This window comes from Chitinophaga qingshengii, from assembly GCF_014529935.1.
Classification (GTDB): Bacteria; Bacteroidota; Bacteroidia; order Chitinophagales; family Chitinophagaceae; genus Chitinophaga; species Chitinophaga qingshengii.
This window is the reverse complement of record NZ_JACVFC010000001.1, coordinates 3174651-3192043: the sequence shown is the minus strand read 5'-3', so window position 1 is coordinate 3192043 and position 17393 is coordinate 3174651. Positions and strand designations below refer to the sequence as shown.

Sequence of the window (17393 nt, the reverse complement as noted above, 5' to 3'; positions counted from 1 at the left end):
GTTCTTATAAACTTTGCGAGAACTTCCGCTGGCGCACGAATTGGAACACCATCGCAAAAAGCAGCACCAGGCCTATCGGTACCAAAAAACAAATGACCTGCCATTTCGTTTTTTCTTTCCTGATCTTTTCTGCATCCAGCAGCCGAAGGGTAAGTTCCTTGTTCCTGCTTTCCATGATACCACTTTTACCACTCAGGTACTCCAGACAGTTGAGAAAAAATTCTTTATTGGCAAAGGCAAACCCCGGGTTAAACTCGTTAATACCCATCTGCAACGGCCCTTCTTTACGGGATACGGCATTGGCGATCAGGTCCCCGTCGCTCACAACAATCATCTTGTTAACGGTATCGGCCGTTTCCCGGAACGGGCGACCGCTCACCCGCTGAAAATCGGTCATGGTAGCCTGATCCAGGCGGTTGCGGAACAAAGAGGTAAAATGCCCTTCCAGCAATACGGCTGCAGGAATATTCCGTTCCCGGTATTCTCTCACATTGGGTTTGGCTTTAACAATGTCCCAGCTTACCTGTGCCGGGATACGCACTTTCCGGCTGCTGCGGGAAGTGGTGAGCAGGATAGTTTTTTTCACGCCTTCTGTTCTCACGGTATCCAGCGAACTCACAAAACGGCTCAGCACCATATCCATATTTTTTACAATAGGATGCGCGCCGGTGGGCGTCAGCATCGGGAAATAAGGAAACGGCACCGGCTGTATCTGCGGACGGTTGCCCACATTGCCCACTACCAGCGGCACTACATCGCATTGCAGGTCCTGTACCAGGTCCTGGTTGATACGTACGCCGTAACGGAACAACAGATCCTCCAGGTTCAGCCCCTGATCGAAGGCGAGGAATTCCGGCCGCTGATGCAGACTGTCCATGGAGGCGTTGGCTTCATCGATAAACCATAATATTTTTCCTCCATTCATCACAAACTGGTCAATCTTCAATTTATCCTGATCGCTGAAAGCCGCTGCGGGCTTGGCAAACAGGAGGATGTCAAAATCATGCGGAATAGCAGGAACAGATTGCAGGGTAAGGGTATCGAGACCATAATTGGACTGCAGGGTAGTCAGTGCGTCGTATACTTCCGCTCCCAACGATTCGCCATGGCCCAGCATATACCCTACCAACGGCTTTTTTTCATCCTGTAATTTGCTGATGGCATTGGCAAACTGATATTCCAGCAATGCTTCCGAGTTGTTCATGGATTGCAGCGGATCCTGCCCTCCCTGATTTTTCAGCAGGTTGACGCCGATGGTTTTTCCTTTATACCGTACCAGTGCACCGGGGAAGATGAGTTTCTGGGAATAGCTGTCGTTGGCATCTCCCTGTACCTGCATGTTAAACGGCATGATACCATGGTCCGTGAGTTCCCCGAAAAATTTCATGCGGGCAGAGTCTGAAAGTCCCTGGCCGGGATTGATGAAAGTAAAACGGATATTTTGTTTGCCGTATTCCCTGAATTCATCCAGCAGTTCCCGGGTTGACTGGGCCAGCTGTTTGAAGGAAGCGGGATAATCGCCTTTGAGGAATACTTCAATTTCTACCGGGCTGTTGAGCTGACGCAACAGCTGTTTGGTGCTGCCGGTGAGCGTATATCTTTTTTCAGCGGTGAGGTCCCATCGGCCGTGGAGGTAGGCCGCAACGATGTTCACACCTATCAGTACCAGGATGATGACCAGCGCCCGCTGTATATATTTTTTTCGTTTAGCCATACTGTTTATATTAACCGTTCTGCCAGAGTTTTCTTTGTAGGGATAATTTGGTGAGATATAACATCAAACCGATGACGCTGATGAAATAGATGACGTCACGGCTGTCTATCACGCCACGGCTGATGGACGTGTAGTGAAACCGGATACCGGCCATTTGCAGGTAGTAGTCGGCTCCGCCGCTGAAAGCAGGGATTTTGCTGAGGGCATCGAAACCATTGTAAAAAATATAGCAGGTGAAAACGGCTATCAGGAAAGATATCATAGCGTTGCTGGTGAGCGAGGAGGCCCATATGCCGATGGCAGTGAAAACGGCGCCTAGCAGGAATAAACCGGTATAAGCCCCGATTATACCGCCATTATCGAGCTGTTGCGGGTTGACGCTCAGCTGCCGTACGGCAATATAATACACTACGGTAGGTACCAGGGAAATGACCACGATCAGCAGGCTTCCCCAGAATTTACCCATCACAATCTGCCACCAGCTTAGTGGTTTGGTACTCAACAGCTCCATGGTACCGGTTTTAAACTCATCGGCAAAGCAGCGCATGGTGATAGCCGGGATGAGTAACAGATAAATCAGCGGCGCCAGGTCGAACAACGGGTCCAGGTTGGCGTAACCGGTATCCAGCAGATTGGTATCAGGGAATACGAAGAGGAAAAGGCCGTTTGCCAGTAAAAACAGCACAATAGCCACATAACCCGTGACGCTGCTGAAAAACTGGTTTATCTCTTTCTTAAAGATGGCAAGCATGGACAGTTGTGTAAGGATTAGGATACATAAAAATACAAATATATAAGATTATGGTTGCCGGGAGGAAAATCATGGATGTGCCCAGGAAGCGCTATCCACCGGATGTCCTTCCCGGTACATTTCCCAGAGCGGACTTTGTGCCCGCAGCTGCTGAACGGTATCGGTCACCGTGCGGATCGTATAATCGATTTGTTCGTCGGTGGTGAACCGGCCCAGGGCAAAGCGCAACGAGGCACGGGCCAGGTCGTCGCCAATACCTAAGGCTTTCAGCACATAGCTGGGTTCCATAGAAGCTGCCGTGCAGGCGGAGCCGGAAGACAGTGCAATTGTTTTATTGAATCCCATCAGTAAGGTGTTCCCTTCTACGTATTTAAAGGAAATATTCATCACATGCGGCAGGCGGTGTTCAACGGAACCATTCACATAGGCATGTTCTATTTGTAATAACGCATCCTGAAGGCGGTTTCGCATGGCCGATAATCTTTTTGCCTCCGTTTCCATTTCCTGTTGGGCTAATTCGCAGGCCATACCCAGGCCAACAATACCCGGTACATTGAGGGTGCCGGAGCGCATGCCTCTTTCATGCCCGCCACCGTCTTGCTGGGCGGTGAGCTTCACCCGTGGATCTCGGCGCCGGACGTAAAGGGCGCCGGCTCCTTTAGGGCCGTATAGTTTATGGGCGCTGATGGTCAGCAGGTCTATCTGGTCGGTATGTACATTCACCGGAATTTTACCTACTGCCTGGGTGGCATCGCACATATATATAACGCCGTGTTTTTTGGCAATGGCGCCAATGGCCTGCACCGGATGGATCACCCCGGTTTCATTATTGGCGTACATCAGGGCAATCAGGATGGTTTGCGGGGTGATGGCGGCTTCCAGGGCGGCCAGGTCCGGAAGGCCTTCACTGTTCACCGGCAGGTAAGTAACTGCGGCGCCTTTTTTCTCCAGGTGTTTACAGGTATCCAATACCGCTTTGTGTTCTGTTTGACAGGTAATGATATGATTTCCTTTGGCCGTGTAGGTTTCAAACACGCCTTTAATAGCCAGGTTGACGGCCTCCGTGGCGCCGGAGGTGAAAACGATCTCCTGTGGTTGGGCGCCAATGAGCCGGGCTACCTGCTCCCGGGCATTGTCCACGGCGGCTTCTGCCGTCCAGCCGAAGGAATGACTGCGACTTGCCGCATTGCCAAACATCACATTGAAGTAGGGCAACATCACTTCCAGTACCCGCGGGTCGCAGGGCGTGGTGGCGTTGTTATCCAGGTAAACGGGCAAATCAAACATATTTATTTTATTTTTTATATCATCTCCCAAACAATCCAAATCTACGACATAAGTTCTATTTTTACCGGGTTAAGAAAGACTGTAACTATTTATACCCATAAAAGAATTTCCCATGTTAAAAGTAGAGCATATCGGGATTGCTGTCGCCTCGCTGGACGTGTCTGTTCCGTTATTTGAGAAACTATTGAACACCCCTTGTTATAAAAAGGAGGAAGTGGCCAGCGAGCAGGTACAGACTGCTTTTTTTCAACAGGGCGAAACCAAGATTGAATTATTGGAAGCTACCGGGCCGGACAGTGCTATTGCCAAATTCCTGGCAAAAAAGGGAGAAGGGATGCATCACATCGCTTTCGAGGTGGCCGATATTCATGCGGAGATGACCAGGTTGCAGGCGGAAGGTTTTGTTTTGCTGCAGGAAATCCCCAAAAAAGGGGCTGATAATAAGCTGATTTGTTTCCTGCACCCAAAAAATACAAATGGGGTATTGATCGAAATTTGTCAAGAAGTCAAATAGCGAATTACTTATACATTATAAAAAACAATAATTAAATTTATTTTAATTTTTTTTCCATTTTAGCAATCCAAAGAGAACCTGTCGTACGTAGATAATGTGAGTGACCTCGAAAGGGAACCCAAAAAACCAAAATCAGAAGAATAATTGCCCAAAATTTTTTGACCTTTTTTGAACAAATATATTTTCTGATACGTTATCTCAGTAATAGACAATCAAAAACAAAAATTTAAAAGACAGATCCTTATATACTCAAGATATTATAAAACTTGATTTTTATATTTAATATGAATTTTAAGTTTTCACGATTACTCTAAAGTTGGCATAGGTTATGAACACCTGCGGGTTTTTTAGCTTGCAGGTCTTTTTTTTTTAGCTAACCTGGTATTTCATTTCTTTTAAAAGGCGGGATAATGGATAATAATAGCGAAGGCAATTGATGCTTCAGTTACTGTCGTTGTTTGCGTCCGCGTATATGCGTTTAAGGTATTAACGCGTTAAGTACTAAAATATTATAACCCGGAACTGTGATAGCCATGATTTTTGCTGATTTCGCTGATTCGCGAAGATGAGTGAAGAAATCAATAATTGATATTTTATTATAGAGGAAGCCCCTGCTGATATATTTCAGCAGGGGCTTTCTATTTGTTAATAAATTATCGCTTCGATCTTCGCGAATCAGCGAAATCAGCAAAAATCATGTCCATCACAGTTTAGTTGAATATATACCTGATACCCACCTGTCCTTGCCAGCGGGATAATGTATTGGTATTGTCCCTCCAGGAATTGGTCACCGGAATTTGGTTGTCCTTGTCCTGGTAAGGAAAAGAGAATGCCGGTGCTGCGGTTGGTTTGCCATTGGCATCGCGGAGTTGTCCTTCATATTTCAGGAAAGAAGGCACATTGGCAATTTGATAAGTACCCCATCTTCTGTTGAGCAGGTTGCCGAAATTGATGATGTCGAAAGTAAGACGCAGGGTGTGTTTGTTTTTCTGTTTACCGCTGAATACAAAAATGTCCTGTGTGATATTCAGGTCCATGCGTTTGAAGAAAGGTAATACCACGGCATTACGTTCTGCATACTGACCACGATGGTGGCTCAGGTAATCGTCCTGTTTGATGAAGTTGTCCAACTGATTCCAGGTAACTGCTTCGCTGCGTTTGTCTGCCGGATTGTTGGGGTCAAATTTTTTGTCACCATAACCTACCGGTACCAGTTTGATATCGTTTTGGGTCGCCGGGATGTAAATGAGGTCATTGTTTCCGCCAGAGCCATCGTTGTTGAGATCGCCGTTGTAAGTGTAGTTGGCCACACCATTGGGAGCGGCTTCAAACACCATACCGATAGAGGTAGCGAAATTTTTGGCCCAGGTGAAACGATAGGTAGCTGCGGCAATGATGCGGTGTGGCAGATAGTAGTTGGAGTAACCCAATGAGGCTTCGTTTGGATCGCCGCTTACCGGCCGGTCTCGCCAGTTGCCTTGGGCAATGGTGCCACCATCGTTTACAGAACGGGATTTGCTGTAAGTATACGCTGCACTGAGGTACAGGTTAGGCAGATTTTTCTGCACCTGCAGGGTTACAAAATAAGAGTAGCCTTTGTTGGTATTACGCATCAGGATAGCATCGCTGATGTTTGGATTGCCCAGGCTGGTACCGGCTCCGTATATTTTGGTGGAGCTGTAACGCAGCCGGTGGTCTGGTGTACTGTCCAATTGCAGGCCGCTGGCAGGCAGGTTCACGTTCTGGAAGTACACGGCATTGATGTCTTTGGAGTAGTTGCCTTCCAATGTAGCGATGATGCCCCACGGCAACTGGCGGTCGACAGCCAGGGTAGCCTTCAGCACCTGCGGATATTTGAAGTTCGGGTCAATGACGGCAATGTTATACTGTTTGGATGGCTCGGTAGTGACTACCCGATATTTGGATGGATCCGGATTAAAGGCATATGGAATGCTGGGAGTATTATCGCCTGTTTGTGCAACGAAAGAACCAAATTGCACACCGTTGTTGCCGGCCTGGTTGCTCAGCCATACTGCCGGCGGAGGACCGGAGAACAGGCCAACGCCGCCACGTACCTGTGTTTTACCGTCATGGGTAGCGTCCCAGTTGAAGCCGATGCGGGGGGATAACATCGGTTTGGTTTTAGGAGCACGGCCTGCATCCAGATGGATACCGTCGCGGAAAGTAAGCGTTGTCAGCGAATCGTTTTTGTCGAAAGTGCTGCCGATAACGGGTACGTCTATACGTAAACCATAGGTCAGGGTGAAATAATTGGTAACTTTCCACTTATCCTGCACAAAAAGGCCCAGCTCCAGCATGTTTACTTTAGCATAGGGGAAAGCGCCGTCTTTGGTGGTAGTATAGGACAGCGCATAACGGGAAGCGGTGGCCGATCCGGCTTTGGCGCTGGCATAAAAATCCGTCATGGAATTGAAACGGTAGTTGCCCATATAGTTGGGCGCAAAACCATTGAGGAATGTTTTATAATAGTTCTGTGTACCGATGGTGATTTCGTGTTTACCACGGTATAGATTAAAGATATCTGATAGTTGGTAGACGTTCGTATTGAGTTTGTTGTTGTAAGTAAAAGGTTCGTAGCCAAAAGCAGTGTAGCTGTTGCCTTGTCCGTCGAGAATGTCTACCAGCGGGAATTCTTTGGCAGATAAAGCTGTTCTGAAATCGCGCATAGCGGAGAAACCTACTTGTAATTTATTGGAGGCGCGGTTGCCGATACGGGTGTTCAGCTCTGCAATGAAGATATTGAAATTGTTGTTGATGGTATAACCGCTGCCACTGAAAGGAAGTCCGGTATTGCTGGGTTGGCGGCCGGTTCCTGGTGCGCCGCTATTGCTGGCAGGGATATCCTTAAAGGATTTCAGATAGTTGTATTTGAACGTAAACGTGTTGCTTTCGTTGACGTTCCAATCAATTTTAGCCGTGATCTTATCGCTGGAAGTGCGATAGGTATAACCCTGGTAGCTGCCCGGGTCATACTGATACTGATCGATCAGGAACTGGCGTAAGGCGTTGAGGGTATCGGCCACTGCTCCGGAAACATTGCCTGTGGCCGGTGCTCCGGCTTTACTGTTCGCTACCATACTGGTCGCCGGAGCGGTGATTCTCTCCTGTTCTGCACTGATGAAGAAGAACAGTTTATTTTGTTTGATAGCACCGCCGGCAGAGAAGCCGCGCAGGTTATAATCGAAAACAGGTTTGGTAACGGTGGTATTACCAACTTTCAGGCCCTGGAGACCGGGGGACTGAATGTAGGTATACACTGTACCTTTAAACTGGTTGGTGCCGCTTTTGGTAACGCTGTTGATGCCAGCGCCGGAGAAGCCGCCTTGTCTTACATCATAGGGAGATACGTTTACCTGGATTTGTTCCAGCGCTTCGAGGCTGATGGGCTGAGAAGCAGTCTGGGAACCAAGTGTAGGCTGCAGACCGAATGAGTTGTTAAAGTTGGCGCCATCAACGGTAATGTTGTTCAGCTGGTTACTTCTGCCTCCGATGTTAAGGCCATTGGCAGACGGCGTGAGTTTGGTAAAGTCCTGCATGGAACGGGTAATGGTAGGTAACCGGTCCATCTGCGCACGGGTAATCACTTCCTGGCTACCGGTGCGGGCGTTGTTAATGACTTTGTTTTGTGCGGCGGTTTTCACCACAATTTCGTTGAGGTTACTGGTGCTTTGTTGCAGCTTGATATCTGCTTTGTATTCCTGTCCCAGTTGCAGGAAAATGTTTTCTCTTTTTTCGTCTTTGAAACCGATGTAGGAAACGGTTAATACATAAGGACCGCCGACGCGCAGGTTCGGCAGGTTAAAACGGCCATCCTTGCGCGATACGGTTACATAACGCGTTCCGGTAGGTTGATGCAGCGCCACAATGCTGGCGCCGGGTACGGGGCCATCGTTACTGCCGATGATGCCGGCAATATCGGAGGTGGTTTCCTGGGCAAAAATGAAAACAGAGATTAGCAGTATGCAGATGAGCATACATAGGGTTTTACACCAATTGTTGTTGTGCATTGCGATTCAGATTTTGGCAAATATCAAATGAGAAATAATAGCATTAAAAATAATACAATTATGAAATCATTAATAATTATAAAATAAGTATCTGCACAAAAATTTTATCCCAATACTTTTTCCATTCCGGTGCTGCGGGAGCCTTTAATTAATATATGCATGTCCTGGAATTGTTGCTGCTGCAGCCATTGTTGGGCTTCGGCTGCGGTATCAAAATAAATGTAAGGATGGTTGACTTTTTTGAAGTCGCCGCCTACCAACACGACTGCTTCCCAATGGTATTGTTGCAGTTGTTTCACCAATGTTTCGTGTTCTTTTACACTATCGGTTCCCAACTCCATCATGGCGCCGAGCATTAGCACCTTACGGGAGGAATCGAGGCCCACGAAATTATCGATGGCCGCTTTCATGCTGGAAGGGTTAGCATTGTAGGCGTCCATGATGATGGTATTGCTGCCTTGCTGCATGACCTGTGAGCGGTTGTTGGACGGTGTATAGGCAGCGATAGCGGGACCGATTTTTTCTACCGGTACCTTAAAATGACTTGCTACGGCTACCGCGGCCATTACGTTGGGGAAGTTGTAAGCGCCGGTGAGTTTGGTCTGAATAAATTCGATCTTACCGGGTACTTCAACGCCCAGCAGAGCCTTGCCGGCTACGGGTGTGCCAGTATAATCGGCGTCTTTGCTGCCGTAGGTTACTATGTTGGCAATGCCTTTGCTCATCTCCACCAGGTACGGGAAATCGTTGCACACAAATACGGTTCCGTTGTTGGCGCGGAGATAATCGTACAGTTCTCCTTTAGCGATGCGTACGCCTTCTTCACTACCGAAACCTTCGAGGTGGGCTTTGCCGATGTTGGTAATAATACCATGTGTAGGCAGGGCGATGGTGCAATAGCCGGCGATTTCTTTCTGATGGCTGGCGCCCATTTCAATCACAGCTATTTCCACATCCGGCTTGATGCCCAGGATGGTGAGGGGTACGCCAATATGATTATTGAGGTTGCCGATGGTAGCGAACGTTTTAAAACCGGCGGAGAGGGCGGCGTTAACCAGCTCTTTCGTAGTGGTTTTACCGTTAGTACCGGTAATAGCGAGAAAAGGAATGTTTAATTGTTTCCGGTGCCATAGTGCCAGGGCCTGCAGGGTTTCCAGTACATTATCTACCAGTACCATTTTATCCGGTTGGGTAAAATAGGCGGCTTCATCTACCACGGCGAAGGCGGCGCCCATCTCCAGCGCTTTGGCGGCAAATTCGTTGCCGTTAAAATTGTCTCCTTTTAAGGCAAAGAAAATATCATTCGGTTGCAACTTGCGGGTGTCTGTCTGAATGCTGCTATGCTGCAGATAGATATGATAGATTTGTTCTATGGTCACGGGTGGAATATTTTCTGCAAAATAACAACAATATCCAAATAGTATAACCCTGGCAACCCAATCCATGCATCTTTCGTATCAGATGCTGATCAATAAGCTATTATGAAAAGGAAAACCCAACTCTTGTTAGCTGGCTGCCTGCTGTTTGCAGCCTGTAAAAATGAACAGGCACCGGCTCCTGTCATCCCAAACGCCGGTCTGGATTGTAAGACGGCCCGTATTGTTACCAGTTACGCGTATCAGGCGATACAAGTCAACTGTACTTCCCGTGGATGCCATACCGGCGCTATTCCCCGTGGACGTGCCGATTTCTCTTCCCCGGATAACCTGAAAGCCTACATCACAGCGTCGAAAGCGGTCTTCGCGCAGCGGGTGACCAGCGCCCAGGCGGATATGCCGCCGTCCCGTTTCCCGGCACTGACAAAGGGAATGAAAGACTCGCTGGCCTGCTGGATAGAACACAGTATGCCTGATCAGTAAAACCAAAATCTTTTACACATGAAAAACCTGATTCTTCTTTTATCATTGGTGATCATCACCGGTGCGGTATCAGCGCAGGATGTTTTTTCCTGTAAAAATACCCGGTTCTCTTTTTTCTCTTCCGCTCCGCTGGAAGATATAGAAGCCAAAACAGACAAGGGCGTATCGGCTATCAACGTAAAAACCGGCGCTATCTATTTTAAAGTACCCATTACTGCTTTTCAGTTTAAAAAGAAACTGATGCAGGAACATTTCAACCAAAACTACCTGGAGAGCGACAAATATCCGTTTGCCGAATTCAAGGGAAAGGTACTGGATGGGGCTGACCTCAGCCGCAACGGCACTTACGAGGTCATCGTGGAAGGCACGCTGAACCTGCACGGGGTAGATAAAAATTACCGGGAAAAAGGCACCATCACGGTGAAAGACGGTAACATAACGGCAGGCTCCACCTTCAACATCAGTATCAGGGATCATCGTATTGATGTGCCTTCACTGGTAGTAAAAAATGTAGCCGAAGTAGTAGCGGTAACGGTCAACGCAGTATATACGGCGGTCAACCGGTAAATCTTGTATTCATCATTTTAAATATACCCATGAAAAAGATGGTTTTACTGATGCTGTATACCGGCATCAGCTTATATGCTCAGGCGCAGCAGGACCTGAGCCAGTTATTTGATTCTACCGGTCCGGCGCATCCGAAGGTATTGTATACCTATAAGGGTACCCGTATTATTATGGGGCATTCTACCGATATGCTGGGTAAACATGAGCTGGATGTGAGGGTAGATCACCGTTTTGGCGACCTGGGCGGGGAATTTGGCGGCGTCAAAACATTTTATGGCATCGATAATTCCACCGATATCCGTATCGGTCTGGAATATGGCATTACCAACCGGTTGATGGCCGGTCTGGGCCGCTCCAAAGGATCGGGGGCGCAGCATCAGCTGATAGACCTGCTGCTGAAATACCGGCTGGTAGAGCAAACCCGGGACGGTTATGTACCGGTATCTGTCGCTTTGCTGGGTACTGCGGTCATGTCTTGTATGACTTCAGAAGCAGACCCGCATCAGGCGGCCTATTTCGGTGGCGCTTCGGACAGGATGAGTTACGTCGCCCAGAGTATCATTGCCCGTAAGTTCGGGGACAAACTGGCATTCTCGCTGTCGCCCACTTATGTGCACCGTAACCGGGTAGGATATATGGATGAGAACAACCTCTTTGCCCTGGGGGTAGGTGGCCGGCTGAAGTTGTCCAAACGGATTGGTATTGTAGCGGAATATTTTTATCCTTTCCGGTCGCAGGCCAGCCGTGACTATTACAAGGCGCAGGGGATCACTTTTTATAACCCGCTGGGCGTAGGCCTGGAAATAGAGACCGGTGGGCACGTGTTCCATCTTAATTTTACCAATTCTTCCGCTATACAGGAAACCCAGTTTATCCCGGAAACGACGACCTCCTGGTTACAGGGGCAGTTCCGCTGGGGTTTCAATATTTCCCGTAGATTTACATTATTCGGGAAAAAGGATTGGAAAAAATAAGCTGCCGCATACAAGTGAATTCAGGGCTTGCCCGCATTGCCGCCATGGTGATGGGGGTACAGGAAGTAGCCATGGTACTGGGACGCACAATACACCTGCATGGTGCGTCCCGGTTCGAGTTCCTGTCCGATATTGCCTGGGTCCGGCATGAGGTATGCCATGTAAAACAGTACCGCCAATACGGCATGATAGGTTTCCTGGCCCGGTATCTGTACCAATCCATGCGGAAGGGATATTACCAGAACCCGCTGGAGGTAGCCGCCAGAAAGGCGGAGGCTGACCCGGGAATGTTGGAGGGAATAGAAATTATTTAAAAAATCGTTAAAGTGTTGCGGAAAATATAATTTTTGTACCCACTGGCTTTATTTTTATTATTTTTACGTCAAAGGTTGATTTTATGGTTAAGAAGGTAACAGAGGGCATCACCATCAGCGTGGAAACATTCTACCAGCCGGATTATTCTAATCCTATTGGAGGCGAATTCATGTTTGCTTACCGTATTACCATTGAAAACAACAATACTTTCCCCATCAAGTTGCTGCGCCGCCACTGGTATATCATTGATTCCAACGGTACCCACCGTGAAGTGGAAGGTGAAGGCGTAGTAGGCGTTCAGCCGCTACTGGCCCCCGGCGAGACTTATCAATATGTCTCGGGATCCAATCTCCGCACTGAAATAGGGAAGATGTACGGTACCTACCAGATGGAAAACCAACTGGACAAGAAAATCCTCGAAGTGAGGATTCCTGAATTCCAGATGGTGGTTCCTTTCAAACTGAACTAAGGTCTGTACCTCGCTGCCTTGAATATTTCCAGTACATTCTTCGACTCCATCAATTGCTGTACGGTTACGTCAGCATGTTTTTCCATGTATTTGTTCACGATTTCGTAGCCCACGAAGTAGCCGATTTTTCCGGGAGATCCTTCAGGCATACCCTGGGTGGCCGGTGCATCGTTCATGAAAAGATTGATCTGCTGCCAGTCGGTAGTATATAACAGGTTATGTTGTACGAAAAAGTTCCAGATCATTTTTTCATTATCCCGGCACCATTGCAGCTGCTCGTTCGTATAGCCGAAACGGATAGAATCCGGGGTATCGGGAAGTACTTTGGAGAGAAAATACTGTTGTTTGCCGGCTTCTATCATCTGTTCCAGCAAACCACCGCCATTGCGGGGCGAAGGGTACATCTGCTGTTGCAGCACCTGCATACAGTTGGTGGTAATATATTCAGGCGCAAAGCGGCGTATCATATATTCGGGATAGTCCGGGATCTGGGCATAGGGTGGGAAATCGGCTCCCATATACATGTCCAGTCCTATTCCCAGGATAGAGTCGATCGTAATGGCACCATAATTGGCAATAGCAGACGTGAAAGTGACCACTTTGGGGGTGCGGAAAGCCGGAATATAGTATTTGGTGTAACGGAAAGCCTCTTCCAGCTGTTTTTTCAGCGGAGCGGTGTTGCCAAACCGCTGGTTCACATCAGCGGCCAGCTGCCGGAAGTCCTTGTTGGTCAGGAAAAGCCGCAGCTGCTGCGCCAGTTCCTTGCTACTGTCGCCATAGGCGCCCATGTTCATGATTTCTGACAGATAAATGGGCGTAAAAAGCGGGTACGTTTCATGAAGACGGGGCAAGCCGGCCAGTACGTTGTTGGTATCGAGGGTAAACAACGCCGAATCAAACCGTTGTATACTAACGTTCATGGGTATATGACTAACATCCGGCGCTTTATTGCCGGATTTACAGGCATAGAGGCACAGTGCCATGAGGCAGCCGGTAAGCAGGGAATATGTAGAATTGTTTCGCATTGAGGTAAAATTATTAAACAATTACGAATTGGGAATTACGAATTACGAATTAAAATAATTCCTATATAATACGTTTCTTTAGCAACCTTATTGTATGGGGCACTACGAATTCATAATTCGTAATTCGTAATTCGAAATTGATATTCGTAATTTCATCGTTAAAATGAATCATATGAAGAGGTTTTTCCTGCTGGCATTGACATTAGGGATCGCAACGGCTGGGATGGCACAAAGCGGCTACAATAATTTTGGCCGCCAGGTGAGGCTGGGCTTTAAAATAGATCCGATGATCTCTATTTTGAAACCCCAGGAGTCGGGCGTAAACCGCAACAGTTCCAAACTGGGACTGAACTTCGGGCTGATGGCTGATTTTAACCTGAATGAAACCGGTAACTATGCACTGGCTTCGGGTTTTAACGTGGTACTGGGTGGCAGTAAACTGAAATATGATGCCGGCAAAGGTTTGAGCGACTTCAAAGCTAATCCGTCGGAATATAATATGAAACTCACCTATATCGAAATACCGGTAGCGCTGAAGTTAAAAACCACTTCTCATAACGATATCGACTGGTGGGGACAATTCGGTACTTATTTCGCCTTCCCGGTCAGCGGCAGGGCGGATGTCATCTCCCTTAATCAAACAACAGACAGGGTAAACATCTTACCGGAAATGAACCGCATTAATATCGGCATGCTCATCGGCGCCGGAATAGAGTACCCGTTGGGTGAAACCCTCACCGGTATCGTAGGTCTCACCTACCAGAATGGCTTTGTGGATGTAACCCGCAACGCTAAATGGGATGATGGTAAAGTAAATATGAATAGCTTTGCGCTGCGGCTGGGCGTATATTTTTAACAACAACAGCCAAACTAAACTTTTTTCAGGATATGAAAATTATACTGGCACAGCAGAATTATCATATAGGCAATTTTGAACACAATACAGAGAAGATCATAGCAGGCATTCAGGCCGCCCGGGAACAGGGCGCTGACCTGGTCGTGTTTTCCGAGTTGTGCGTTTGTGGTTATCCCCCCCGCGATTTTCTGGAATTTGAAGATTTTATCCGGCAATGTTATCACGCTATCGACGTGATCAAAGCCCATACACAAAATATCGCCGTGCTGGTAGGCAGTCCGGCCCGCAACCCGCAACGGGAAGGCAAAGACCTTTTTAATGCGGCCTGGTTCCTCCATGAAGGCGAAGTAAAACAGGTGGTGCACAAAACACTGCTCCCCACCTACGACGTGTTCGACGAATACCGTTACTTCGAGCCGTCCTATGCCTGGAACATCATTCCGTTTAAAGGCAAAAAACTGGCGGTGACTATCTGTGAAGATATCTGGAACCTGGGCGATAACCCGCTGTACCGCGTATGTCCCATGGACCTGCTGATGGCGCAGGAGCCGGATGTGATGATCAATCTTTCCGCATCTCCGTTTGACTACGACCATGATGAAGACCGTAAAGAGATTATCCGCGCCAACGTGCTGAAATACAGGTTGCCCATGTATTACTGTAATACCGTGGGCTCCCAGACGGAGATCGTATTTGACGGCGGTTCCCTGATTTACGATGCTGCCGGTAATGTGGTGAAAGAACTGCCCTACTTCACCGAAGCCATGGGCGGCGTGGACCTGGAAGAGCTGCTCGCCAAAGGCGAAGCACCTGCCGCCATGCAGGCTTTCACGCCGTTGACGGAACTGGTATTTGAACATAATATCAATCGTATCTATGATGCGCTGGTACTGGGTATCCGTGATTATTTCGGCAAAATGGGCTTTAAAAAGGCTATCCTGGGCTCTTCCGGCGGTATCGACAGCGCAGTGACGCTGGCCATCGCCTGCGACGCGCTGGGCGCTGAAAACGTGCGGGCGGTGCTGATGCCTTCCCCCTATTCTACCGAACACTCTGTAGATGACGCCGTAGCCTTGTCTCAAAACCTGAACAATCCCTACGATGTTATCCGCATCAACAATATTTACGAAAGTTTCCTGGCCACGCTGGAACCGTATTTCCAGGGACTGCCCTTCAATGTGGCAGAAGAAAATACCCAGTCCCGTATCCGCGGTAACCTGCTGATGGGGCTTTCCAACAAATTCGGGTATATCCTGCTGAATACCTCCAATAAGAGTGAGCTGTCTACCGGCTACGGTACCCTTTACGGCGATATGGCCGGTGGCCTGTCTGTACTGGGCGACGTGTATAAAATGCAGGTATACGCGCTCGCGCGGTATATCAACCGGGATAAAGAAATTATACCGGTAAATATCATTGACAAGGCCCCTTCCGCTGAGCTGCGCCCTAATCAAAAAGACAGCGACAGCCTGCCGGATTACGCCGTACTGGACAAACTGCTGTACCAGTACATTGAGCGCCGCCAGGGACCTAAAGAAATTATTGCTCAGGGATTTGACTCCGCTTTGGTTTCGCGGGCCTTAAAGATGGTCAACACCAACGAATACAAAAGGAATCAATTCTGCCCTATTATCCGGGTATCGTCCAAGGCCTTTGGTGTGGGCCGCAGAATCCCGATAGTAGGTAAATATCTCAGCTAAATGCTATTTTTTTATCTTTGAGCAAATTTTTTAATAATATAACATGTTACAAGTACCGTTTATACGTCAAAATAAAGAACTGGTATTAGAGCGCCTGGCCCTGAAAAACTTTAAAGAAACAGGTCTGGTCGACGAAGTACTGGCACTGGACGACAAGCGTAAGCGCCTCACCCAGGAGTATGATGAAACACAAGCGCAGGTGAACAGCCTCTCTAAAGAGATCGGTAAACTGATGGCGCAGGGTAAAAAAGAGGAAGGAGAAGCACAACGTGCCGCGGTGAATGCCCTGAAAGAGAAGCTGGGACCGGTGAACGAAGAACTGAACGCTACCGAAAAAGCACTGCACGATACCCTCGTAAAACTGCCTAACCTGCCTGCAGCGATCGTTCCTCCCGGCAAAACGCCGGAAGAAAACGTGGAAGTACGCCGCGGTGGTGATATTCCCACCCTGCCTGCAGATGCTGTGCCGCACTGGGACCTCGCAAAAAAATACCAGCTGATTGATTTTGAGCTGGGTAATAAAATCACCGGCAGCGGATTTCCTGTGTTCCAAAAACAGGGCGCCCGCCTGCAACGCGCGATGATACAGTATTTCCTGGACTTCAACCTGGACAACGGTTATACCGAATACGCCCCTCCTTACCTGGTAAACGAAACCTCTGCCTTTGGTACAGGCCAGTTACCGGATAAAGAAGGTCAGATGTATCATGCTACGGAAGATAATTACTTCCTGATCCCAACTGCAGAAGTGCCACTGACCAACATCTACCGCGATGAGATCGTGAAAGATACAGACCTGCCTATCAAAATGACCGGTTATACTCCCTGCTTCCGCCGTGAAGCCGGTTCTTACGGTAAAGATGTGCGTGGCCTGAACAGGGTACACCAGTTTGATAAAGTAGAACTCGTACAGATCGTTCATCCGGAGAAATCTTTTGACGCACTGGATGAGATGGTGGCCCATGTGGAAAAGCTGCTCAACACGCTCCAGCTGCCTTACCGCATTCTGCGGTTGTGCGGTGGCGATATGAGCTTCGCTTCTGCCATTACCTACGATTTTGAAGTATACAGCGCTGCCCAGCAGAAATGGCTGGAAGTAAGCTCTGTATCTAACTTTGAAACCTATCAGACCAACCGCATGAAGATCCGTTTCAAGGAAGCGAACGGCAAACCGCAGCTGACCCACTCTTTGAACGGCAGCTCCCTGGCGCTTCCCCGCATCATGGCCTGCATACTGGAAAACAACCAGACTGCAGCGGGTATACCGTTGCCGGCGGTATTGCACCGTTATTTCGGGGCAGACAAAATTGCATAACATATCTGTTTTTTGATGA

At 48.2% G+C, this 17393-nt stretch carries 15 protein-coding genes; 9 read left to right on the top strand and 6 right to left on the bottom strand.

Annotated features, from left to right (window positions below; translation table 11 throughout):
• Positions 1–4: 4 nt before the first annotated feature.
• From gldG to ICL07_RS12350, 3 genes are all read right to left on the bottom strand, one after another.
• Positions 5–1714: a gliding motility-associated ABC transporter substrate-binding protein GldG gene (gldG, locus tag ICL07_RS12360; RefSeq protein ID WP_188088203.1), complete on the bottom strand. Its 1710-nt coding sequence runs from the start codon at positions 1712–1714 to the stop codon at positions 5–7.
• Between the two features lie 10 nt (positions 1715–1724).
• On the bottom strand, positions 1725–2465 hold the full coding sequence (gldF, locus tag ICL07_RS12355) for a gliding motility-associated ABC transporter permease subunit GldF (protein ID WP_188088202.1): 741 nt from the start codon (positions 2463–2465) through the stop codon (positions 1725–1727).
• A 69-nt stretch (positions 2466–2534) separates the two neighbouring features.
• The gene (locus ICL07_RS12350) at positions 2535–3752 is read right to left on the bottom strand and encodes an IscS subfamily cysteine desulfurase (RefSeq protein ID WP_188088201.1); all 1218 of its coding nucleotides are present in this window, start codon (positions 3750–3752) and stop codon (positions 2535–2537) included.
• Between the two features lie 112 nt (positions 3753–3864).
• Between ICL07_RS12350 and mce the strand changes: the two genes are divergently transcribed.
• A complete protein-coding gene (gene mce / locus ICL07_RS12345) occupies positions 3865–4266 on the top strand; it encodes a methylmalonyl-CoA epimerase (protein ID WP_188088200.1) in 402 nt (133 codons plus the stop codon).
• A gap of 710 nt (positions 4267–4976) precedes the next feature.
• Here the strand turns inward: mce and ICL07_RS12340 are convergent.
• Together ICL07_RS12340 and ICL07_RS12335 are read right to left on the bottom strand one after the other, a co-directional pair.
• Positions 4977–8261, bottom strand: coding sequence for a TonB-dependent receptor (locus ICL07_RS12340; RefSeq protein ID WP_188088199.1), 3285 nt, complete (start codon positions 8259–8261; stop codon positions 4977–4979).
• A gap of 137 nt (positions 8262–8398) precedes the next feature.
• Positions 8399–9673, bottom strand: a complete 1275-nt coding sequence (locus tag ICL07_RS12335; protein WP_188088198.1) for a UDP-N-acetylmuramoyl-tripeptide--D-alanyl-D-alanine ligase — start codon at positions 9671–9673, stop codon at positions 8399–8401.
• 102 nt (positions 9674–9775) lie between these two features.
• Between ICL07_RS12335 and ICL07_RS12330 the strand changes: the two genes are divergently transcribed.
• From ICL07_RS12330 to apaG, 5 genes are all read left to right on the top strand, one after another.
• Positions 9776–10153, top strand: coding sequence for a hypothetical protein (locus ICL07_RS12330; protein WP_188088197.1), 378 nt, complete (start codon positions 9776–9778; stop codon positions 10151–10153).
• A gap of 18 nt (positions 10154–10171) precedes the next feature.
• Complete coding sequence (locus ICL07_RS12325; protein WP_188088196.1) at positions 10172–10720, top strand: YceI family protein; 549 nt, start codon at positions 10172–10174, stop codon at positions 10718–10720.
• A gap of 29 nt (positions 10721–10749) precedes the next feature.
• On the top strand, positions 10750–11694 hold the full coding sequence (locus ICL07_RS12320) for a DUF5777 family beta-barrel protein (RefSeq protein ID WP_188088195.1): 945 nt from the start codon (positions 10750–10752) through the stop codon (positions 11692–11694).
• A gap of 14 nt (positions 11695–11708) precedes the next feature.
• A complete protein-coding gene (locus ICL07_RS12315) occupies positions 11709–12008 on the top strand; it encodes a DUF4157 domain-containing protein (RefSeq protein WP_343071013.1) in 300 nt (99 codons plus the stop codon).
• Positions 12009–12091: 83 nt separating this feature from the next.
• Complete coding sequence (gene apaG, locus ICL07_RS12310; protein ID WP_188088194.1) at positions 12092–12478, top strand: Co2+/Mg2+ efflux protein ApaG; 387 nt, start codon at positions 12092–12094, stop codon at positions 12476–12478.
• Here the strand turns inward: apaG and gldB are convergent.
• The gene (gldB, locus tag ICL07_RS12305; protein WP_188088193.1) at positions 12475–13503 is read right to left on the bottom strand and encodes a gliding motility lipoprotein GldB; all 1029 of its coding nucleotides are present in this window, start codon (positions 13501–13503) and stop codon (positions 12475–12477) included. The genes apaG and gldB overlap by 4 nt on opposite strands.
• 172 nt (positions 13504–13675) lie before the next feature.
• Here gldB and ICL07_RS12300 point away from each other — a divergent pair, with 172 nt between their 5' ends.
• Genes ICL07_RS12300 through serS form a run of 3 tightly spaced genes read left to right on the top strand, consistent with a single transcriptional unit; the run spans position 13676 to position 17374 of the window.
• Complete coding sequence (locus ICL07_RS12300; protein ID WP_188088192.1) at positions 13676–14359, top strand: porin family protein; 684 nt, start codon at positions 13676–13678, stop codon at positions 14357–14359.
• Between the two features lie 32 nt (positions 14360–14391).
• Entirely contained in the window at positions 14392–16059 is a 1668-nt protein-coding gene (locus ICL07_RS12295; protein WP_188088191.1) for an NAD+ synthase, read from the top strand.
• Positions 16060–16102: 43 nt separating this feature from the next.
• Positions 16103–17374: a serine--tRNA ligase gene (gene serS / locus ICL07_RS12290; protein ID WP_188088190.1), complete on the top strand. Its 1272-nt coding sequence runs from the start codon at positions 16103–16105 to the stop codon at positions 17372–17374.
• The last annotated feature ends 19 nt before the right edge of the window (positions 17375–17393 follow it).